Here is a 21,269-nt window from a genome sequence, read left to right as displayed (position 1 = left end):
TCACTGGTTAACATTAAGTGATTCGGGTGACAACTCTATTTGCGTGGTCCAAGTAGGATGGACCGAGTAATGATAATCGCCAACAAGGCTATAATTTCAAATAAAAAGGGATTTGACGACACCAATAACTCAAACCTGCGGGAATAAATTATTCCTGCAGTCTCTGAAATTAAAAAAGAGATAATAAAAATGAGTAAAACAAATAATAAGATGGGAGTAGTACAGCTAACAATTCTAACCGCCGTCAATATGATGGGGTCAGGAATAATTATGCTGCCAACCAAACTCGCCGAAGTCGGGACAATCTCTATCGTCTCATGGTTAGTCACCGCAATAGGTTCAATGGCACTGGCCTATGCCTTCGCCCAATGTGGGATGTTCAGCCGTAAATCCGGTGGTATGGGCGGCTATGCTGAATATGCGTTCGGCAAATCTGGCAACTTTATGGCGAACTACACCTATGGTGCTTCACTGTTGATTGCCAATATCGCCATTGCAATCTCAGCAGTAGGTTACGGCACTGAATTGTTGGGAGCGACACTAACACCACTGGGTATTTGTATTGCAACCATTGGCGTACTGTGGCTGGCAACGGTTGCTAACTTTGGTGGCGCGCGCATTACCGGGCAGATCAGTAGTGTTACTATCTGGGGGGTTATTATCCCGGTGGTCGGTATCTCAATCGTTGGTTGGTTCTGGTTTAGTGGTTCAGCCTATATGGCGGCCTGGAACCCACATGCAGTTCCCACTTTTGAAGCCATCGGCTCTTCTATCTCAATGACGCTGTGGGCCTTCCTTGGTCTGGAATCTGCTTGTGCCAATACTGATGCTGTCGAAAACCCTGAACGTAACGTTCCGATCGCCGTACTCGGTGGGACTTTAGGTGCAGCGGTTATCTATATCATCTCAACCAACGTGATTGCCGGTATCGTACCAAATATGGATTTGGCTAACTCTACAGCGCCGTTTGGCCTGGCGTTCGCTTATATGTTCACCCCTGCGGTCGGTAAAATCATCATGGCATTGATGATCATGTCCTGCGTGGGTTCATTACTGGGTTGGCAGTTCACCATCGCTCAGGTATTCAAATCCTCTGCTGATGAAGGCTTCTTCCCGAAAATTTTCTCAAAAGTCAGTAAAGCCGATGCACCCATCAAAGGGATGCTGACCATTGTTGTCATCCAGAGTGTGCTGTCCCTGATGACCATTAGCCCGTCACTGAACAAACAGTTCAACGTGCTGGTCAATCTGGCGGTAGTCACCAATATTATCCCTTATATTCTGTCGATGGCAGCGCTGGTCATTATCCAGAAAACCGCCAATGTGCCACCAGCCAAAGCGCGTAAAGCCAATATCATTGCCTTCATTGGTGCGATGTATAGCTTCTATGCGCTTTACAGCTCAGGGCAAGAAGCCATGACATGGGGTGCGATTGTTACCTTCCTTGGTTGGACACTGTACGGTTTGGTTTCACCACGCTTTGAGTTTGCAGCAAAAACCAAATAACTAGCCATAACCCTGCGGGTGGAAGGTCACTTCCCCCGCATATTTAACCAATCAGGTGCCAGTCGATAAAAAAATCAGGATACCGCAGCTGATTCCGGTAATAATGTTCCGCACCGCTACCCCCGGACTGGAATAAAATTATGTCGGACAGCCTATGGTATCTCTATCTACTGCGCACCCCCACTGGCATGCTCTATACCGGTATCACCACAGATGTAACACGGCGATTGGCCCAACATCAGGTAGGGAAAGGCGCGAAAGCGCTGCGAGGGAAAGGTGAGTTAACCTTGGTATTTCAGTGTGAGGCAGGGGATAGATCGACAGCATTGAAGTTAGAATATCGGGTGAAGCAACTCAATAAGCAGCAAAAAGAAAAGCTGGTAATTAGCCAGCCTTCTTCGTTGCTATCGTTACCTGGCGTTAAAAGCGATTAAACGGGGCAGAGAACACCACTTCACCATCAGCACCCGCCAGTGCATCTTCCGCCAACGCATAAACCTGAAAAGCCTCTTCAGTACTGGGCCAACGGCAGGTCAATTGATGACGAGCCGCTGGTACAAAACCGAAACGCTGATAATAGGCTGGAGAGCCTAGCACCACGACAGCGGCATAGCCAAACTCATTCAGAGAGTCTAGCCCTTCGTAGACCAGTTTTTCAGCCAAACCCTGGCGGCGCAACCCCTCCTCCACGGCCAGTGGTGCCAGTGCGACCCATTGACGGTCTTCACCCCCCACCTCAACCGGGCTGAATGCAGCATAACCAACCACACCGCCTTCATCGTCAGTTGCCACGATACCCAACGTCAATAAGCCATCTTCACGCAGTTGCTGTACCAGCTCGGCTTCTGCATCTTGCTTGAAGGCTTGACGCAACAGGGCGTCGATCCCCGGCGCATCCACCGGAATTTCAACCCGGATCAGCACGATGCTAATGTACGGGAAGCACTCGCCGCACCCTCTTGCTGACCTGCCTCGATAAATTCAGCCAGTTGTTGCAGGCCAACACGCAGTAGTGTTGGCATGGACTCCAACTCAATGGCATCCATTAGATTTTTGACATACAGACCCAATTCGGTATCCCCTTCAATTCGTAACCGGCGCTGGAAAAACAGCGTATCCGGATCTTCTTTACGGGCAGCGATCAAAATTAGATCGTTGGCATCACCGCTAAAGCTCACATCAGCTTCAGCCTGTTGGCTTACGACCAGCCTACCGTGTTCTACTGTCATAAACCATTGCAATGCGAGGTCTCGCACTTCAATTTTTAACCAGCGGGAGTCCAAAAATTCCAGTTCTCCGTCCAGCAGAGCCTGACGAAGTTGCCACCCCAGCACTTGCTCTATTACCTGACGTTTTAAGGCAAAGGGGGTCAATTTTAACGGACCCCGCAGTAGCGCCGGCCCTTGACGCACCAGACGTGCTCGTAGTTCTCCCAACACAGGCAGACTCCTTTTTGGTGATATCCCCTTTGTACTTGAAGCCGCAGGGGTGTTGGCTACCTGCAATTCCAATTACTTTGGGTATCAATCTGCATAAAATAAAGTTCTATTTTGCCACATTAGCAAAACCGGAAAGCGCGTTATATCGATAAATTTTGCACCAAGTTATCGCTGAAAGTATTGCTAAATATCAGAAGAATGACACCAATGCCAAAGAAACTGCCTTAAATCAAGGTCCGGGGGGAGCAGGTTAACTAGAATCGCCACTCGATAAAATTTTCATCGCCACGAATATCATCTTCGGATGGGGAACAATAATTGCCAGCGGTAACCTCAGCAAGGCGAGCCGTTGACTCATTCAGGAAAACTCTATGGAGCTGCTTTGTCCTGCCGGCAACTTACCCGCATTAAAGGCCGCCATCGATAATGGTGCCGACGCGGTTTATATTGGCTTGAAAGATGATACCAACGCCCGCCATTTCGCTGGCCTCAATTTCACCGATAAAAAGTTGCAGGAAGCGGTCAATTACGTTCATAGCCGCAAACGTAAACTGCATATCGCCATTAACACCTTCGCCCACCCTGACGGTTATTCCCGCTGGCAGCGGGCGGTGGATATGGCGGCACAGCTTGGGGCGGATGCCCTGATCCTGGCTGATTTGGCCATGCTGGAATATGCCGCCGAACGTTACCCGGAGGTTGAGCGCCATGTATCGGTACAGGCGTCGGCTACCAATGATGAAGCTATCCGCTTTTATCAACGTCATTTCGATGTGGCGCGAGTGGTTTTACCACGCGTACTGTCAATGCATCAGGTGAAACAACTGTCGCGTACCAGCCCGGTGCCACTGGAGGTATTTGCCTTTGGCAGCTTATGCATTATGGCTGAAGGGCGTTGCTACCTTTCTTCCTATTTGACCGGTGAATCACCCAATACGGTCGGAGCCTGCTCTCCAGCGCGCTTTGTTCGCTGGCAGCAAACCCCACAGGGGATGGAGTCTCGCCTTAATGAAGTGCTGATCGACCGTTATGAAGATAATGAGAATGCCGGTTATCCCACCCTGTGCAAAGGCCGTTATCGGGTGGACGGTCAGCGCTATCATGCGTTGGAAGAGCCAACCAGTTTGAATACGCTTGAGTTATTACCGGAGCTGTTTGCTGCCAACATTGCGTCAGTGAAAATTGAAGGCCGCCAACGCAGTCCAGCTTATGTCAGCCAGGTTGCCAAGGTCTGGCGACAGGCGATTGACCGCTATCAGGCCAACCCCTCGCAGTTTGTCGCCAAAGCGGAATGGATGGAACAACTGGGCGCAATGTCCGAAGGTACTCAAACTACATTGGGTGCTTATCATCGTAAGTGGCAGTAGCCGGAGGAAACATGAAGTACGCCTTAGGCGCAGTACTCTATTACTGGCCAAAAACTGATATCGAAACCTTTTACCAGGCTGCGGCCAACAGCAGCGCCGACATTATTTATCTCGGTGAGAATGTCTGTACCAAACGCCGTGAAATGAAGGTGGGTGACTGGTTGGCACTAGCTAAAGAAGTGGCTGCCAGTGGCAAACAGGTGGTAATTTCCACACTGGCGCTGCTGCAAGCACCGTCAGAGTTGAATGAATTAAAACGTTATGTGGAAAACGGTGAGTTTTTGCTGGAAGCCAATGACCTGGGGGCGGTGAATATGGCCGCTGAACGTGGCTTACCCTTTGTTGCCGGCCATGCCCTGAATTGCTACAACGCTTATACTCTGCGAATTTTACACCGTCAGGGCATGATGCGTTGGTGTATGCCGGTTGAGCTATCACGTGACTGGCTGGTTAATGTGCTGCAACAGTGCGAAGAGCTGGGGTTCCGCAATCAGTTTGAGGTAGAAGTATTGAGCTACGGCCACCTGCCGCTGGCTTATTCTGCCCGTTGCTTCACCGCGCGCTCAGAAGACCGAGCCAAAGATGAGTGTGAAACCTGCTGCATCAACTACCCACAAGGACGGCCGGTATTATCACAAGAAGACCAACAGGTATTCATCCTAAACGGTATTCAAACCCAAAGTGGCTACTGCTATAACCTCGGTAATGAACTGATTTCCATGCAAGGATTAGTGGATATCGTGCGACTCTCTCCGCAAGGTCTAGATACGCTGACAGTTATCGAGCAGTTCCGGGCTAATGAGCAGGGATTGAGCCCACTCATCTTGACCGATAAAGCCGACTGTAACGGCTACTGGCGGCGTCTCGCGGGGCTGGAATTGGTGTCATAAGAACCCATCGGGCGTAGCACTACGCCCGTATCACTCTATGCGCAGGCATTCTTACCCAGTCACTCGATATAGCTACTACCACGAATCGTAGGGTCCATGGCGTTCTCTTTTTCATCGCTTCAATCATCCTTTTGCCGCCGCATTTATTCCCCCTTGCCAAACCACGATTTAGATTATGCTTTTATAGGTGATAGTCGCGCACTGTATGTGGCTTCTTATGTGCGTATTAATGCGGCTAGCCCCCTGTTTGGATTAATAAATTAGTGCGTTCGCCCTTCAAGCGACTCGACATAAGGTTAAGATGGACGATTCTATGACTGACAAAAAGACAGTTCCGCTTTCAGTGCTTGATTTATCGCCGATAGCGCAAGGCAAGACACCACGAGAGGCTTTTCATGCTTCGCTGAGTCTGGCTCAACATGCTGAAAAGTGGGGATATCACCGCTATTGGCTCGCTGAGCATCATAACATGACAGGTATTGCCAGCGCGGCGACCTCAGTACTGATTGGCTATATTGCCGGAGGTACCAAGAGCATCCGTGTCGGCTCCGGCGGCGTCATGCTACCTAACCACTCACCACTGGTGATTGCAGAACAGTTTGGTACCCTCGCCTCTCTCTACCCAGACCGTATCGATCTCGGCCTTGGCCGTGCTCCCGGCAGTGACCAACGTACCATGATGGCACTACGCCGCCATCTGTCCGGTGAAGTGGATAACTTCCCCGCCGATGTTGGCGAACTGCAAAACTACTTTGCTGAAGTACAACCGGGGCAAGCGGTACAAGCTGTGCCTGGGCAGGGTTTGCATGTTCCATTGTGGCTACTGGGGTCCAGCCTGTATAGCGCTCAATTGGCTGCGGCCATGGGACTGCCGTTCGCCTTCGCCTCACATTTCGCACCAGATATGTTATTCCAGGCGCTCAAGCTCTATCGGGAAAACTTCAAGCCGTCCATTCAATGGCCAAAACCCTATGCTATCGTTTGTGTGAACGTGGTGGCCGCAGATAGCGAGCGCGATGCCCATTTCCTGTTTACCTCCATGCAGCAGCAATTTGTCAATTTACGCCGCGGCACGCCAGGTCAACTACCGCCACCAGTAGAAAACATGGATAATATCTGCTCACCCGCCGAACAATTTGGTGTCGATCAGGCGCTACGCCTATCTATTATTGGTGATAAAAGTAAAGTGCGGCATGGGCTTCAGTCATTACTGCGGGAGACCCAGGCTGACGAATTGATGGTGAATGGCCAGATTTTCGACCATCAGGCACGACTATATTCATTTGAAATAGTTGCAGGATTACAGCCAGAGTTACAAGCTGTTGAGCACCTATAACCCGCCAACTGAAGCAAAATTATAGACATAAAAAAACCAGCCCAAGGGCTGGTTTTTATTTTTAATCATCAGAAATGATTAAGACTTATGCGTCACCAAAACGACGGCGAGTAGGTGCCGCTGCTGCTGGCGCTGGCGCATCTTCACGACGCGGAGCTGCTGAGCGCTGACCATCACGGTTGCCACGACGTTGTTCGCCACCACCGGCTGGAGCACGGTCACTACCGAATGAACGACGAGGAGGAGCACCTGCTGCGCCATCACGACGTTCGCCACCGAATGAACGGCCACCACCACCACGACGCTCACCACCGGCACCAGCACCACCAGCAGGACGCTCACGGCGTTCATGTGGCTGCGCATCACCCAACAACTGCATGTTCAGCGGTTTGTTCAGGATACGGGTACGGGTGAAGTGAGATAACATTTCGCCCGGCATGCCTTTTGGCAACTCGATAGTTGAATGCGAAGCAAACAGCTTGATATTACCAATGTAACGGCTGCTGATGTCGCCTTCGTTAGCAATCGCGCCAACGATATGACGAACTTCAACACCATCATCACGGCCCACTTCAATGCGGTACAGTTCCATCTCACCAACATCACGACGTTCGCGACGTGCTGGACGCTCACCACCATCACGGCTGTCAGCGCGGCTGTCAGGGCGAGGCTCACGACGACTGTCACCACGATCACGGCCACGATCGCTACCACGGTCATCACGGGAATTGAATTCACGCTGCGGACGACGCGGAGCTTCTGGTGGCAGAATCAGAGGACGTTCGCCCTGTGCCATTTTCAGCAGTGCAGCAGCCAGGGTTTCGAGATCAAACTCTTCTTCTGGTTGCAGCTTAGCCAGCAATGCACGGTACAGGTCCAAATCACTGCTTTCCAGCTGTTGGCCAACTTTAGCAGCAAACTGAGCTAAACGACGTTCACCCAACAATTCGGGGTTTGGCAACTGAACTTCTGGAATAGTCAGTTTCATGGTGCGTTCAATGTTTTGCAACAGACGGCGTTCACGGTTCTCAACGAACAGCAACGCACGACCAGCACGACCGGCGCGACCAGTACGGCCGATACGGTGAACGTAAGACTCTGAATCCATAGGGATATCATAGTTTACGACCAAGCTGATACGGTCAACATCCAAACCACGTGCCGCAACGTCAGTTGCAATCAGAATATCCAGACGGCCATCTTTCAGGCGGTTCAGTGTCTGCTCACGTAAAGACTGGTTCATGTCACCGTTCAAGGCAGCGCAGTTATAACCGCTACTTTCCAAGGCTTCAGCCACTTCCAGTGTGCCATTTTTGGTACGCACGAAGATAATAGCTGCATCGAAATCTTCAGATTCCAGGAAACGTACCAGTGCTTCGTTTTTGCGATAGCCGCCACCCACTCTCCAGAAGCTCTGGCTGATGTCAGGGCGGGTAGTCACGCTAGACTGAATGCGGACTTCCTGTGGATCTTTCATAAATTTACGGGTAATACGACGGATCGCATCTGGCATAGTCGCAGAGAACAGTGCGGTCTGATGTTCAGCCGGCATCTGCGCCAGAATGTTTTCGACGTCTTCGATAAAGCCCATACGCAGCATTTCATCTGCTTCATCCAACACTAAACCGCTCAGGTTGGACAGGTTAAGAGTACCGCGTTTCAGGTGGTCTAACAGACGACCTGGGGTACCAACAACAATTTGTGGCCCCTGGCGCAAAGCGCGTAATTGAACGTCATAACGCTGGCCGCCGTAAAGGGCTACAACGTTGACGCCATTAATGTGTTTAGAGAAATCAGACAATGCCTGTGCGACCTGAATAGCCAACTCACGGGTTGGTGCCAGCACCAGAACCTGTGGAGCTTTCAGCTCAGCTTTAATATTGTGTAACAGCGGCAAACCAAACGCGGCTGTTTTACCACTGCCTGTTTGCGCCATGCCGAGAACATCACGGCCGTTTAACAGGTGTGGGATACATTCCAACTGGATAGGAGATGGTTTTTCATAACCAAGATCAGTCAGAGCAGAAAGAATAGGAGCAGATAGCCCCAGATCAGCAAAAGAGGTTTCAAGCTCAGTAGTCATGTACACGTGCCTCATTAATAATGGCAGCCAGTCTACATAACTCGTCGAGAAAATTTTCAGTCATTTTCATTGAAAAGTGTGAACCGGCTCAAATTAGATTATAAAACGAACAAAAAGGCCATCACCTGTTAGGGTGATTAACATTGGTAAAAACCAAGGTAGTCAGGCTAATAGTTGTTCGTCAGCTATTGCTGGTCCGATTCCGATAGGTCGTCTTGTTCTTGGCCCAAAAGCGCCAATTCCAACAATGCATAGCGGTGCTCAACAAAATTATGAACGTTGTTAGCTACCGTCAGTTTGAACAGCGCCGAAGCGGTGTCCTTGTCCCCCAGACTTAGGTAATGTTTACCTAAATAGAAGTCAGTTTCACTGAGATGCTCAGCGAGCGAAGTGTTATCCATTGCATCTGACTTGAGCCTTTCCATCAGCGTTTTTTCGCTGATCGTGCCCAAGTAGAATTCGACAATATTCCATCCCCATTGCCCTCTGTCCGATTTTTCATAGCGCTGTTGTAACGCTACTGCAGCCGCCTTGGGATCGATTTCTCTTTCCACCAGATACAGCCATAACGAACGGAAGGGATCATTTGGATCGTCTTGATAAAACGCCTGCAGATCATCCTGCGCCAACGGGAGTCGACCGCCATAATACAGAGCGATACCCCGGTTTAAACGCGCGTAATTGTAAGTTGGATCAAGCTCTAGTACAGAATCAAACGCTTCATAGGCAGCATCAAAATTGCCTGCCTGCGTTAAATAAATGCCCAGATAGTTAAAAACTTCTGGCATATCAGGACGAATAGCTAACGCTTGCGAAAAATCATTTCGCGCTAGTGCCCGTAGCCCGAGGCTATCATACAGCACTCCGCGCTCATATAAAAGCTGCGCGCGCTCATCATCCGTAAGTGCCCGACTTGCAAGGATTTGTTCCATGCGAGCCAGAATCACTTCCTGCTGCAACGTAGGTTGCAACGGGATAGCCAACACCTCGTCTTTACGCCAATCATGGTTGCTGCATCCTGCCAGCATGAGTGCTGTCGCAACGTAACACCAGCGCAAGAAAGGCTTCATTTCCTACTCCCGAAGACAAACATTGGATAAATATCCTTTCATCCATTTGTTTAACACAAGAGCATCCTGCCCTCGAGATAACACAGCCCCTCACCAGAGGTAAGGAGCTATGGAATACTTTATTACTCTGCTGCTTCTGGTGCCGGAGCTTCTGCGTCAGGAGTAGTGGCTTCTTTGATGCTCAGGCGGATACGGCCCTGGCGATCAACTTCCATTACTTTAACTGGCACTTCTTGGCCCATTTGCAGATAGTCAGTCACTTTCTCTACACGCTTGTCAGCGATTTGAGAAATATGAACTAAACCTTCTTTACCGCCGCCGATTGCCACAAATGCACCGAAATCAACGATACGAGTTACTTTACCCGCATAGATACGGCCCACTTCGATTTCAGCAGTGATTTCTTCGATACGACGGATAGCGTGTTTCGCTTTATCGCCGTCGGTTGCTGCAATCTTAATGGTGCCATCATCTTCGATTTCAATGGTAGTGCCAGTTTCATCAGTCAGCGCACGAATCACAGAACCACCTTTACCGATCACATCCTTGATTTTCTCAGGATTGATTTTCATGGTGTAGATACGTGGAGCAAACTCAGAGATATCACCACGAGGTGTGCTGATAGCCTGTTCCATAACACCCAGAATGTGCAGACGCGCACCCTTGGCCTGGTTCAGAGCCACCTGCATGATTTCGCGGGTAATACCTTCAATTTTAATGTCCATTTGCAGTGCAGTAATACCGTCACGGCTACCGGCCACTTTAAAGTCCATGTCGCCCAAGTGATCTTCGTCACCCAGAATATCAGACAGAACAACAAAGTTTTCGCCTTCTTTAACCAGACCCATCGCGATACCCGCAACAGCGGCTTTAATTGGCACACCTGCATCCATCAGGGCCAAAGAAGCACCACAAACAGAAGCCATTGAGGAAGAACCGTTAGACTCGGTGATTTCAGAAACCACACGAACAGTGTAAGGGAACTCGCTCGGGCTTGGCATTACTGCCAGTACACCACGTTTCGCCAGACGGCCATGGCCAATCTCACGACGCTTAGGTGAACCAACCATACCTGTTTCACCAACACAATATGGAGGGAAATTATAGTGTAGCAGGAATGAGTCAGTACGCTCACCCATCAGCTCATCAATATTTTGCGCATCACGGGCAGTACCCAGTGTTGCAGTAACCAGCGCCTGAGTTTCACCACGGGTGAACAACGCAGAACCATGGGTACGTGGCAATACACCAGTACGCACATCCAGACCACGGATCATGTCTTTTTCGCGGCCATCGATACGTGGCTCGCCACGCAATACGCGGCTACGAACGACGTTTTTCTCAACATCGCCCAGAATGTCATGAATCTCGCTAGCATCTAAAGATTCATCTTGTGCCAACAGCGCTTCAGTGACGTCAGCTTTAATAGCATCAACCTGAGTATAGCGCTCTTGTTTCTCAGTGATACGATAAGCATCACCCAGACGAGCTTCTGCCAGCTCAGCAACACGCGCGTGCAGCGCTTCGTTAACTGGCTCTGCATGCCAATCCCACTTAGGTTTGCCAACTTCAGCAACCAGAGCGTTGATATTCTCAATCACAACTTGTTGTTGTTCGTGGCCGAAGATGACCGCGCCTAACATTTGATCTTCAGACAGAATCTGTGCTTCTGATTCAACCATCAATACTGCGTCAGCAGTACCGGCAACAACCAGATCCAAGCGGCTCTCTTTCAGCTCATCGGTCGTTGGGTTCAGCACATACTGGTCGTTGATGTAACCAACACGAGCAGCACCAATTGGGCCGTTAAATGGAATACCTGACAGGCTCAGCACTGCTGAGGCACCAATCAGTGCCACGATGTCTGGGTTAACTTGTGGGTTAACAGAAACAACGGTCGCAATCACCTGCACTTCGTTCAAGAAGCTGTCTGGGAACAGTGGGCGGATCGGACGGTCAATCAGACGTGAAGTCAGTGTTTCGCCTTCACTTGGGCGGCCTTCACGACGGAAGAAGCTACCTGGGATACGGCCAGCAGCGTAAGTACGCTCCTGATAGTTAACGGTCAGAGGGAAGAAGCTCTGACCTGGCTTGGCTTTCTTTTGGCCAACAACAGTCACAAATACTGCGGTGTCGTCCATGCTTACCATTACAGCAGCCGTTGCCTGGCGAGCCATCATACCGGTTTCAATGGTAACGGTATGTTGACCGTACTGGAATTTACGAATAATCGGAGTCAGCAAAATAGTATCCTTATACTATGCGGTGCCGGATCGTATTGACGACCTCATCCACCTGTTACTAATATCTTCACACTGCATCCTCGCGACTAATGACAATCCTTAACTCTAATTGAGTTAAAGTCTCTCATTAGCCGCGCGAACCTCTGCACCGGAAGATCCTATTTATACCCGTCATCTTTCGGTATGTAGCTGTGTTGGCTGCGTTCAATCAGCCGAATCACTTACTTATGTAAGCTCATCGGGACTCTTTCGCTTGCCGCCTTCCTACATCTCGAAATCTATTGGGTAGACAAATCCTATAGAACAACAACAATATACTAACGTATTTTATCATTGCTTCTTAGAAAAAAGGGGCCAATTTGGCCCCTTTCTCCCGAAACTCGCAGACTTAGCGACGCAGACCCAGACGCTCGATCAGGGAAGCATAACGTGCTACATCTTCACGCTTCAGGTAGTCCAGCAGCTTACGACGCGTGGATACCATACGCAGCAGACCACGACGGCTGTGGTGATCTTTTTTGTGCTCGGAGAAGTGACCTTGCAAATGGTTAATTTGAGCAGTCAACAGAGCAACCTGAACTTCGCTTGAACCGGTGTCATTGGTACCGCGACCGAAGTCAGCAACAATTTTAGCTTTCGCTTCAACACTTAGAGACATGATACAACTCCAAATATATAGATAAATTAAAACAGGCGCCGATCTCTAATTCAGCAACCCAATATGTAAGCCGCACTATTCTACTCTTTGCACTGCGGAATCGCAAGGTAGCCGCCTTCCTGCAACTCGAATTATATAGAGTATGGCCTACAGTGCATCTTCCTGCGCCTCTACTACCAGGCGTTTGGGTGCAACACGGCCATCCTCTGCGATAGTGCCGATACCAATGAAGTTACGCTCTTCGCCTTCAGTGATACGGACCATACCTTCGCTTGGCGCGCCAGCAACATGCACCGGTTGCCCTTGCTTTACATAGGCTGCAACAGCAGGTAACAGATTGACTTCAGGGAAGTTTAATACTGCACTGTCCATCGGTAGCAACAGTAAATCCAGCTCTGGATTTGGTGAGCGCTCTTCTGCCTGTGCCACTTCAACTATGGCAGTCAACTGCTCTAAAGTCACCATGCGATCACTTGGGTAAGCGGCCACTTGCAAACGACGCAGATAGCTAACATGTGCCCCACAGCCTAATAATTCACCCAAATCATCAACAATAGTGCGAATGTAGGTACCTTTTGAGCAATGAATTTCCAGCTCAAGATCATTGCCTTCCCAGCGGATAAACAGCAATTCATACACGGTAATGCTACGGGCGTCGCGCTCTACTTCAATCCCCTGCCGGGCATATTCATACAACGGTTTACCTTGATGCTTCAGTGCCGAATACATGGAAGGTATCTGCTGGCTATCGCCGCGGAAACTATCCAGAGCAGCATCCATCTGCGCCTGAGTGACGTTAACTTCACGCTCACTGATTAACGCACCTTCGGCATCCGAAGTATCTGTGCGCTGGCCCAAACGGGCAACCACCAGGTAGCGCTTATCAGAATCCAGCAAGAATTGAGAGAATTTGGTCGCTTCACCAAGACAGATAGGCAACATACCGGTCGCCAGTGGATCGAGTGCACCGGTATGGCCTGCGCGGTTAGCGCTAAAGAGACGCTTTACTTTCTGCAAAACGTCATTAGAGGAGAGGCCCAGCGGCTTATCCAATAACAGAACGCCGTTAATGTCACGGCCGCGACGACGTGGACGCCCCATTACTTCTCCTCGTCGTTACCTGGATTAACCTGACGTTCTACATCATTTTTGATGACGTTAGTCACCAGGTTAGACATCCGCATGCCTTCAATCAATGAGTTATCATAAGCGAAGGTCAGTTCCGGTACGATACGCAAGCGCATCGCTTTACCCAGCAGAGTGCGGATATAACCAGAGGCATCTTGCAGTGCTTTAATGCCATTTTTAACTGTATCCGGGTCTGCGTTATCGGTTAACACATTCAGGAAGGTCACAAAGACTTTAGCGTAAGCCAAATCACGGGACAGCTCGATACCGGATACGGTAGCCATGCCAACACGTGGGTCTTTGATTTCGCGTTGTAAGATGAGTGCGATCTCTTTTTGCATTTCCTGCGAAACACGTTGAGAACGGCTGAATTCTTTTGCCATTTGGATTCTCCAGACAAATTGGGGGGCCAAGGCCCCCCAAATGGATATAAGCAGATCTGAGGCGATTAATCGATAGTACGTTTGATTTCGATAATTTCGAAGACTTCGATCACATCACCAGTACGGACGTCGTTATAGTTCTTAACGCCGATACCACACTCCATACCATTACGAACTTCGTTAACGTCATCTTTGAAGCGGCGCAGAGATTCCAGCTCGCCTTCATAGATAACCACGTTGTCACGCAGAACACGGATTGGATTGTTACGCTTAATCACACCCTCAGTAACCATACAACCTGCAATGGCGCCAAATTTCGGTGATTTAAACACATCACGAACTTCAGCCAGACCAATGATTTGTTGTTTGTACTCAGGTGCCAACATACCACTCATCGCCTGTTTGACTTCGTCGATCAGGCTATAAATTACTGAGTAGTAACGTAGATCCAGACCTTCAGTTTCAACGACACGACGGGCTGAAGCATCAGCACGAACGTTAAAGCCAAGGATGATTGCGCCAGAAGCTGCGGCCAGTGTTGCGTCAGTTTCGGTGATACCACCAACGCCTGAGCCAACAATACGCACTTTCACTTCATCGGTAGACAGATTTTCCAGTGAATCACAGATAGCTTCACAAGAACCCTGTACGTCAGACTTGATTACGATGTTCAGTTCAGAAACTTCGCCTTCGGTCATGTTAGCAAACATGTTTTCCAGCTTAGATTTCTGCTGACGAGCCAGTTTGACTTCGCGGAATTTGCCCTGACGGTACAGTGCAACTTCACGAGCTTTCTTCTCATCACGAACCACGGTCACTTCATCACCGGCAGCAGGAACACTGGACAGACCCAGGATTTCAACCGGAATAGACGGACCAGCAGACGTGATATCACGGCCCAACTCGTCACGCATCGCACGTACACGGCCATACTCAAAGCCACACAGTACGATATCACCTTTGTTCAAGGTACCTTTCTGAACCAGCACGGTAGCAACAGGGCCACGGCCTTTATCCAAGAAGGATTCGATAACCACACCGTTTGCCATGCCAGTACGAACTGCTTTCAGTTCCAGAACTTCAGCTTGCAGCAGGATTGCGTTCAACAATTCATCAATACCGATACCAGCTTTCGCAGATACGTTGATGAACTGAGAGTCACCGCCCCACTCTTCTGGCTGGACACCGTACTGAGACAGCTCGGTTTTAACGCGGTCTGGATCAGCTTCTGGCTTATCGATTTTGTTCACTGCAACCACAACCGGCACTTTCGCCGCTTTGGCATGCTGAATAGCTTCGATAGTCTGTGGCATCACGCCATCGTCGGCTGCAACAACCAACACCACGATATCAGTCGCCTGAGCACCACGGGCACGCATTGAAGTAAACGCGGCGTGTCCTGGGGTATCCAGGAAGGTGATCATGCCGTTTTCAGTTTCAACGTGATAAGCACCGATGTGCTGTGTAATACCACCGGCCTCACCTGACGCCACTTTCGTGGAGCGGATGTAATCCAGCAGAGAGGTTTTACCGTGGTCAACGTGGCCCATAATGGTCACAACCGGAGCGCGGTGCTCGGCTGCGGCTTCAGCGCCAGTATCACGGTCGCTCATCAAAGCTTCTTCCAGTTCGTTTTCACGACGCAGAATCACTTTGTGGCCCATCTCTTCAGCAACCATCTGTGCTGTTTCTTGATCGATAACCTGGTTAATGGTTGCCATAGCACCCAGTTTCATCATTGCTTTGATGACCTGAGAGCCTTTAACAGCCATTTTGTTTGCCAGTTCAGCAACTGTTACAGTCTCACCAATCACAACATCGCGGTTAACCGCAACAACAGGCTTGTTGAAGCTCTGTTGCAGTGTGCTTGGTTTACGTTTGCCTTTACGGCCAACAGCACGTGCTTCTTCACGATCAGCTTTAGACTCGGAGAGTTTATTGCCTTTTTTCTGCTTAGTTGCTTTACCACCACGAGTGCGGCTACGGCGATCACCTTCAACTTTGGCGTCGTTTTCGTCTTCCGCGGCGCGCGCATGTTGTGAGGTGGTTACATGGTAGTCAGCAGACTCAGTCTGCTCAGCCACAGGTGCTGGCCATTTACCTTCGTTTTCGGCTGCCATTTTACGGGCTTCCTCAGCAACGCGTTTAGCATCTTCCTCGACCTTACGGCGTGTTTCTTCTTCTACTGAGCGTTTCAGCTCGGCAGCTTCAGCTTCACGGCGTGCTTTATCGGTCTGAGCTGGCTTGATTTTTTCGTCGGTTTGTTGATTCGTCACTTTTTCTTTTTCCGCTGCTTGGCGTTTAGCTTTTTCAGCGGCCTCACGTTTGGCTTGTTCTTCGGCCGCACGTTTAGCTTTTTCTTCAGCGATTTTCTGCGCTGCTGCTTCCGCTTCACGTTGTGCCTGCTCTTCCGCTTCACGCTGTGCCTGCTCTTCCGCTTTCGCTTGTTCAGCTTCCGGCGTATTTACATAAGTGCGTTTCTTGCGGACCTCGATTTGCACCGATTTACTTTTTCCGCCGGTGCTCGGAATATTCAAGGTGCTACGCGTTTTGCGTTGCAACGTGAGTTTATTAGGCGCACTACCGTGTTCACGGTTTAAGTGCGCCAGCAATGTTTCTTTTTCTTGCTGGGTAACTGAGTCTACTTCAGACTTCTTGATCCCTGCATCAGCAAATTGCTGTACCAGGCGATCAACTGGGGTCTGAATCTCAGCTGCCAGCGATTTTACGGTTACATCTGTCATGCTGTTCCTTCCTGCTACAGTTTATTACGCGTTATCGCCAAACCAACAGATATTACGTGCAGCCATAATCAGCTCGCCGGCTTGCTCATCGCTAAGCCCTTCAATATCTGCCAGATCGTCGATACCCTGCTCGGCAAGATCTTCCAGCGTACACACACCGCGCGCAGCCAATTTGAATGCCATGCTACGTTCCAGACCCGCCAGGTTCAGCAGATCATCAGCGGGTTTTTGGTCGCCAAGACTTTCTTCTTGTGCCAGGGCCAGCGTGGTCAATGCAGCTTTGGCGCGATCACGCAGCGCTTCAACCGTATCTTCGTCAAGACCGTCGATTTCCAGAAGTTCTTTCATTGGCACGTAAGCCAATTCTTCCAGAGAAGAGAAACCTTCCTCTACCAATATGGTGGCAAAGTCCTCATCGATATCAAGATATTTGGTGAAGGTATCAATAGCGGCATGAGCTTCGGCCTGATGCTTCGCCTGAAGATCGTCCGCCGTCATTACGTTCAGTTCCCAGCCACTCAGTTGTGCTGCTAAACGTACGTTCTGGCCGTTACGGCCAATTGCCTGTGCCAAGTTGCTGGCTTCAACGGCAACATCCATCGTGTGTCTGTCTTCATCAACCACAATAGACGCAACATCAGCTGGCGCCATGGCATTAATAACAAACTGGGCTGGATTATCATCCCACAATACAATATCAATGCGCTCACCGCCAAGCTCGCTGGAAACAGCCTGAACTCGGGCACCACGCATACCGACACAAGCACCGACTGGATCGATACGTTTGTCGTTGGTTTTGACCGCAATTTTAGCACGCGAGCCAGGATCACGGGCGGCAGCTTTAATTTCGATCAATTCTTCGCCAATTTCTGGCACTTCAATACGGAACAGTTCGATCAGCATTTCAGGACGTGAACGGCTGACAAACAACTGAGCACCGCGAGCTTCTGGACGCACGTCATACAGAACACCACGGATACGGTCGCCTGGACGGAAGTTTTCACGCGGTAGCATGTCTTCACGGCCAATAACGGCTTCAGCATTGTTACCCAGATCCAGTGCAATACTGTCACGGTTAACTTTTTTCACCACACCGGTAACAATTTCGCCCAGATACTGACGGAACTGATCAACCACCATAGCACGTTCGGCTTCACGTACTTTCTGTACGATGACCTGTTTAGCTGTTTGGGTTGTGATACGGTCAAAAGTAACAGATTCAATCTGGTCTTCGACATAATCACCCAACTGGAGGGTTGGATCTTCATATTGAGCCGCATCCAACGTGATTTCACGCGTTGGCATGGTAACTTCGTCAACTGCGACCCAACGGCGGAAAGTGTCGAAATCACCGGTTTTACGGTCGATGCTGACGCGAACTTCAATTTCTTGTTCGTATTTTTTCTTGGTCGCTGTCGCTAGAGCGGTTTCCAACGCCTCAAAAATCTTCTCGCGCGGAAGGGATTTCTCATTGGAAACTGCTTCTACAACAGCCAGAATCTCTTTGTTCATCCTAGTTGCCTCATCCAAACTTTAAAAGTGGGGTACCAGGTTCGCTTTCTGGATGTTGCTCAGCGCGAACACTTCATCTTTTCCATCCACAGTAACCGTGATCATTTCACCATCAACGGCTTTAATAATGCCCTGCCATTTACGGCGGTTCTGCATTGCCATACGCAAAACCAAAGTGACTTCTTCACCGAGGTAACGAGTATAATGTTCAGCGGTGAACATAGGGCGATCAAGGCCCGGAGAGGAAACTTCTAAGTTGTAAGCGACCGTAATTGGATCTTCTACGTCCAATACAGCGCTGACCTGGTGGCTGACATCAGCACAAGCATCAACAGTGATTCCGTCGTCACTATCAATATAGATTCGTAGCGTCGATTGGCGCCCCCGGATGAACTCGATGCCGACTAATTCATAGCCTAAGGCCTCAACCGGTGCTGAAATTATCTCTGTTAACTTTTGTTCTAATGTGGACAAGCCCACCCCCAAGACATAAAAAAAGGGCCTAATAGCCCAGTGATTCTGCTGTCAAATAACAAAAAACCCCGAAATTCGGGGCTTTATGCAACTGGACCCTGTTTGCCGCAAAGCGGCTTCGGTACAACTTTCTGACAAGTATTTTTTTCAAATTGAAATCGAAAGTATCTGAGGTCTACCGAATACAACATTTGAAAAAAAACACTTTAGGAAAGTGGTTGCGGGGGCCGGATTTGAACCGACGACCTTCGGGTTATGAGCCCGACGAGCTACCAGGCTGCTCCACCCCGCGTCCGAAAACGTGGCAAATATTACGTTGATAACGACAAAAAAGCAAGTTATCTGACTGATTTGGTACCGAGGACGGGACTTGAACCCGTAAGCCCAATCGGGCACTACCACCTCAAGGTAGCGTGTCTACCAATTCCACCACCCCGGCACTGATTCAACTGGTTGTTTTTACTATTTAAGTCGTCACAACCATTTTAAAACTTTTTTCTATCGTTACTACTTACTGCTGGCAAAACATTACTGCGGGATATCGCTACTTGGCTTAGCTGGTGCTACTGGAGCTGTAGTCTGCTCAGTTTTTGCAGGCGTACCCAAGTTTTCCCACTCGCTGCCTGTATGGCCCTGGTTGGTGCTCATATTGCCCAGAATCAAGCTAATGACGAAGAACAGCGTCGCCAATAAAGCCGTCATGCGAGTCATAAAGTTACCGGAACCATTCGAACCGAACAGAGTTGCAGACGCACCTGCTCCGAATGAGGCTCCCATATCCGCGCCTTTACCTTGCTGCAACATGATCAGAGCAACTAGCCCAATCGAAATCAGCAAGAAAAATACCAGAAGAGCTTCGTACATAGTTGTACCTGTATCCTTGCGGATTCACCGCATGCCAAATGCTTTTCACCCATCAGCGGGGGACTTATTCACCCACTTAAGCGGGTGTGAATACTAACCAAAGCGCATAGTACACGCAAGGGCAATTTCACAACACGAGTTCATTTGCAGAAAAAAGCGTCAAGTTATTCAACTTCAGCGCAATTTATGGGGGAAAGAGTCACCACCCTCCCCCATAAAAACACCATTAACCTGCCGCTTTCACCGCATCTGCGATCCGGTTTGCCATTTCAGCAATCAATGATTCTTCAGCATCACCTTCAACCATCACGCGGATTAATGGTTCGGTACCTGATTTACGCAACAGAACGCGGCCACGATCACCCAATTCTTTTTCAACCTGGCGAGTCACTTCTTCAACTGCCTCAGATTTAAGAGGATTGTGTTCACCAGAGAAACGTACGTTCACCAGGATTTGTGGCAATAGCTTCATGCCACTGCATAAATCATGCAGGCTCATGTGATTACGTACCATAGCAGTAAGCACTTGCAAACCAGCAACAATGCCGTCACCGGTGGTAGTTTTATCCAGTAAAATTACATGACCTGAGTTTTCAGCACCAATGCGCCAGCCTTTCTCTTGCATGGCTTCCAGTACGTAGCGGTCACCCACTTTGGCACGAACAAACGGAATACCCAGTTCTTTTAGAGCCAGCTGTAAACCCATGTTACTCATTAGCGTACCAACCGCACCGCCTTTCAGTTGACCCTGACGCAAGCCTTCGCGCGCGATGATATACAAAATCTGGTCGCCATCAACCTTGTTGCCCAGATGGTCAACCATCATCAAGCGGTCACCATCACCGTCAAATGCCAGGCCAACATGTGCATCTTCAGCCAGCACACGCGCTTGCAGCAAGCGAACATCCGTGGCACCACATTCTTCATTGATATTCATGCCATCAGGTTCACAGCCGATGGTGATAACATTTGCCCCGAGTTCACGTAATACACTTGGGGCGATGTGATAGGTGGCACCATTGGCGCAATCGACCACAATTTTTAACTCTTTCAGGCTAAGTTCGCTCGGGAATGTGCCTTTACAGAACTCAATGTAGCGCCCGGCCGCATCCACGATACGGTTAGCTTTACCCAATTCGGCAGATTCAACGCAGGTTAATGGTTTTTCCATTTCTGCTTCAATAGCCTCCTCCACATCATCAGGCAGTTTGGTGCCATCAATTGAGAAGAATTTAATGCCATTATCTTCGAAAGGGTTATGGGACGCTGAAATAACAATACCCGCTTCAGCGCGGAAAGTTCGGGTCAGATAAGCAACAGCAGGGGTCGGCATCGGGCCGGTAAATGATGCCGATAGCCCAGCGGCGGCCAAGCCGGCTTCCAGCGCCGATTCCAGCATGTAGCCGGAAATACGCGTATCTTTACCGATGATAATTTTACGAGAACCATGTCGAGCCAGAACCTTACCGGCAGCCCAGCCGAGCTTTAATACAAAATCAGGCGTAATCGGACTCTCACCCACTTTGCCGCGAATGCCATCTGTACCAAAGTATTTACGGTTACTCATAATTT

At 49.6% G+C, this 21,269-nt stretch carries 19 protein-coding genes and 2 tRNA genes; 5 read left to right on the top strand and 16 right to left on the bottom strand.

The features are described from left to right. Nucleotides 1–189 precede the first annotated feature (189 nt). Nucleotides 190–1,506, top strand: a complete 1,317-nt coding sequence (potE, locus tag Q2T72_RS02625) for a putrescine-ornithine antiporter (RefSeq protein WP_102970482.1) — start codon at nucleotides 190–192, stop codon at nucleotides 1,504–1,506. A 140-nt stretch (nucleotides 1,507–1,646) separates the two neighbouring features. Beyond that, a complete protein-coding gene (locus tag Q2T72_RS02620; RefSeq protein WP_083160882.1) occupies nucleotides 1,647–1,940 on the top strand; it encodes a GIY-YIG nuclease family protein in 294 nt (97 codons plus the stop codon). Here the strand turns inward: Q2T72_RS02620 and Q2T72_RS02615 are convergent. Further along, entirely contained in the window at nucleotides 1,927–2,430 is a 504-nt protein-coding gene (locus Q2T72_RS02615; protein ID WP_083160884.1) for a GNAT family N-acetyltransferase, read from the bottom strand. The genes Q2T72_RS02620 and Q2T72_RS02615 overlap by 14 nt on opposite strands. Continuing rightward, nucleotides 2,424–2,945: an SCP2 domain-containing protein gene (locus Q2T72_RS02610; RefSeq protein ID WP_083160886.1), complete on the bottom strand. Its 522-nt coding sequence runs from the start codon at nucleotides 2,943–2,945 to the stop codon at nucleotides 2,424–2,426. The genes Q2T72_RS02615 and Q2T72_RS02610 overlap by 7 nt, the downstream gene beginning before the upstream one ends. A 371-nt stretch (nucleotides 2,946–3,316) precedes the next feature. On the opposite strand from Q2T72_RS02610, the gene Q2T72_RS02605 reads away from it, so the two are divergent. The 3 genes from Q2T72_RS02605 to Q2T72_RS02595 all read left to right on the top strand — a co-directional run bounded on the left by Q2T72_RS02605 (nucleotide 3,317) and on the right by Q2T72_RS02595 (nucleotide 6,538). After that, nucleotides 3,317–4,312, top strand: coding sequence for a peptidase U32 family protein (locus tag Q2T72_RS02605; RefSeq protein WP_083160887.1), 996 nt, complete (start codon nucleotides 3,317–3,319; stop codon nucleotides 4,310–4,312). Nucleotides 4,313–4,323: 11 nt separating this feature from the next. Next, nucleotides 4,324–5,202, top strand: a complete 879-nt coding sequence (locus Q2T72_RS02600; RefSeq protein WP_083160888.1) for a U32 family peptidase — start codon at nucleotides 4,324–4,326, stop codon at nucleotides 5,200–5,202. A 313-nt stretch (nucleotides 5,203–5,515) separates the two neighbouring features. Further along, the gene (locus tag Q2T72_RS02595) at nucleotides 5,516–6,538 is read left to right on the top strand and encodes a luciferase-like monooxygenase (RefSeq protein WP_083160889.1); all 1,023 of its coding nucleotides are present in this window, start codon (nucleotides 5,516–5,518) and stop codon (nucleotides 6,536–6,538) included. Nucleotides 6,539–6,623: 85 nt separating this feature from the next. Here Q2T72_RS02595 and Q2T72_RS02590 read toward each other — a convergent pair whose 3' ends face one another. From Q2T72_RS02590 to glmM, 14 genes are all read right to left on the bottom strand, one after another. Beyond that, nucleotides 6,624–8,621 (bottom strand): DEAD/DEAH family ATP-dependent RNA helicase, encoded by a 1,998-nt coding sequence (locus tag Q2T72_RS02590; protein ID WP_372568584.1) that lies wholly within the window; start codon nucleotides 8,619–8,621, stop codon nucleotides 6,624–6,626. Further along, entirely contained in the window at nucleotides 8,611–8,685 is a 75-nt protein-coding gene (gene yrbN / locus Q2T72_RS02585) for a protein YrbN (RefSeq protein WP_223499600.1), read from the bottom strand. The genes Q2T72_RS02590 and yrbN overlap by 11 nt, the downstream gene beginning before the upstream one ends. 121 nt (nucleotides 8,686–8,806) lie before the next feature. Next, nucleotides 8,807–9,691, bottom strand: a complete 885-nt coding sequence (gene nlpI / locus Q2T72_RS02580) for a lipoprotein NlpI (RefSeq protein WP_083160891.1) — start codon at nucleotides 9,689–9,691, stop codon at nucleotides 8,807–8,809. 122 nt (nucleotides 9,692–9,813) lie between these two features. Next, entirely contained in the window at nucleotides 9,814–11,934 is a 2,121-nt protein-coding gene (pnp, locus tag Q2T72_RS02575) for a polyribonucleotide nucleotidyltransferase (protein ID WP_083160892.1), read from the bottom strand. Between the two features lie 388 nt (nucleotides 11,935–12,322). After that, nucleotides 12,323–12,592: a 30S ribosomal protein S15 gene (gene rpsO, locus Q2T72_RS02570; protein WP_050085613.1), complete on the bottom strand. Its 270-nt coding sequence runs from the start codon at nucleotides 12,590–12,592 to the stop codon at nucleotides 12,323–12,325. Between the two features lie 147 nt (nucleotides 12,593–12,739). Further along, entirely contained in the window at nucleotides 12,740–13,693 is a 954-nt protein-coding gene (gene truB / locus Q2T72_RS02565; protein WP_083160893.1) for a tRNA pseudouridine(55) synthase TruB, read from the bottom strand. Further along, a complete protein-coding gene (gene rbfA, locus Q2T72_RS02560; protein WP_032816249.1) occupies nucleotides 13,693–14,103 on the bottom strand; it encodes a 30S ribosome-binding factor RbfA in 411 nt (136 codons plus the stop codon). Before rbfA ends, truB begins: the two co-directional genes overlap by 1 nt. 65 nt (nucleotides 14,104–14,168) lie before the next feature. Further along, the gene (gene infB, locus Q2T72_RS02555; RefSeq protein WP_083160894.1) at nucleotides 14,169–16,847 is read right to left on the bottom strand and encodes a translation initiation factor IF-2; all 2,679 of its coding nucleotides are present in this window, start codon (nucleotides 16,845–16,847) and stop codon (nucleotides 14,169–14,171) included. Between the two features lie 24 nt (nucleotides 16,848–16,871). Beyond that, on the bottom strand, nucleotides 16,872–18,359 hold the full coding sequence (gene nusA, locus Q2T72_RS02550; protein WP_083160895.1) for a transcription termination factor NusA: 1,488 nt from the start codon (nucleotides 18,357–18,359) through the stop codon (nucleotides 16,872–16,874). Between the two features lie 21 nt (nucleotides 18,360–18,380). Continuing rightward, a complete protein-coding gene (rimP, locus tag Q2T72_RS02545; RefSeq protein ID WP_002222054.1) occupies nucleotides 18,381–18,833 on the bottom strand; it encodes a ribosome maturation factor RimP in 453 nt (150 codons plus the stop codon). A 215-nt stretch (nucleotides 18,834–19,048) separates the two neighbouring features. Continuing rightward, nucleotides 19,049–19,125: transfer RNA gene (locus Q2T72_RS02540), tRNA-Met, on the bottom strand. A gap of 60 nt (nucleotides 19,126–19,185) precedes the next feature. Beyond that, nucleotides 19,186–19,272, bottom strand: a tRNA-Leu gene (locus Q2T72_RS02535). 89 nt (nucleotides 19,273–19,361) lie between these two features. Continuing rightward, on the bottom strand, nucleotides 19,362–19,697 hold the full coding sequence (gene secG / locus Q2T72_RS02530) for a preprotein translocase subunit SecG (protein ID WP_005186467.1): 336 nt from the start codon (nucleotides 19,695–19,697) through the stop codon (nucleotides 19,362–19,364). A 226-nt stretch (nucleotides 19,698–19,923) separates the two neighbouring features. Further along, nucleotides 19,924–21,264 (bottom strand): phosphoglucosamine mutase, encoded by a 1,341-nt coding sequence (gene glmM, locus Q2T72_RS02525; RefSeq protein WP_083160899.1) that lies wholly within the window; start codon nucleotides 21,262–21,264, stop codon nucleotides 19,924–19,926. Nucleotides 21,265–21,269: the final 5 nt, after the last annotated feature.

The organism is Yersinia sp. 2466 StPb PI (assembly GCF_041538325.1).
In the GTDB taxonomy this organism is placed as follows: Bacteria; Pseudomonadota; Gammaproteobacteria; order Enterobacterales; family Enterobacteriaceae; genus Yersinia; species Yersinia enterocolitica_E.
The sequence above is the reverse complement of the archived record's forward strand: the minus strand, read 5'-3'. Positions and strand labels throughout refer to the sequence as shown.

Excerpts from the sequence above, each read along its gene's own strand:
- potE (WP_102970482.1), top strand. The coding sequence starts at position 190 with ATGAGTAAAACAAATAATAAGATGGGAGTAGTACAGCTAACAATTCTA.
- Q2T72_RS02620 (WP_083160882.1), top strand. The coding sequence starts at position 1,647 with ATGTCGGACAGCCTATGGTATCTCTATCTACTGCGCACCCCCACTGGC.
- Q2T72_RS02605 (WP_083160887.1), top strand. The coding sequence starts at position 3,317 with ATGGAGCTGCTTTGTCCTGCCGGCAACTTACCCGCATTAAAGGCCGCC.
- Q2T72_RS02600 (WP_083160888.1), top strand. The coding sequence starts at position 4,324 with ATGAAGTACGCCTTAGGCGCAGTACTCTATTACTGGCCAAAAACTGAT.
- Q2T72_RS02595 (WP_083160889.1), top strand. The coding sequence starts at position 5,516 with ATGACTGACAAAAAGACAGTTCCGCTTTCAGTGCTTGATTTATCGCCG.
- Q2T72_RS02590 (WP_372568584.1), bottom strand. The coding sequence starts at position 8,621 with ATGACTACTGAGCTTGAAACCTCTTTTGCTGATCTGGGGCTATCTGCT.
- nlpI (WP_083160891.1), bottom strand. The coding sequence starts at position 9,691 with ATGAAGCCTTTCTTGCGCTGGTGTTACGTTGCGACAGCACTCATGCTG.
- rpsO (WP_050085613.1), bottom strand. The coding sequence starts at position 12,592 with ATGTCTCTAAGTGTTGAAGCGAAAGCTAAAATTGTTGCTGACTTCGGT.
- truB (WP_083160893.1), bottom strand. The coding sequence starts at position 13,693 with ATGGGGCGTCCACGTCGTCGCGGCCGTGACATTAACGGCGTTCTGTTA.
- rbfA (WP_032816249.1), bottom strand. The coding sequence starts at position 14,103 with ATGGCAAAAGAATTCAGCCGTTCTCAACGTGTTTCGCAGGAAATGCAA.
- infB (WP_083160894.1), bottom strand. The coding sequence starts at position 16,847 with ATGACAGATGTAACCGTAAAATCGCTGGCAGCTGAGATTCAGACCCCA.
- nusA (WP_083160895.1), bottom strand. The coding sequence starts at position 18,359 with ATGAACAAAGAGATTCTGGCTGTTGTAGAAGCAGTTTCCAATGAGAAA.
- secG (WP_005186467.1), bottom strand. The coding sequence starts at position 19,697 with ATGTACGAAGCTCTTCTGGTATTTTTCTTGCTGATTTCGATTGGGCTA.
- glmM (WP_083160899.1), bottom strand. The coding sequence starts at position 21,264 with ATGAGTAACCGTAAATACTTTGGTACAGATGGCATTCGCGGCAAAGTG.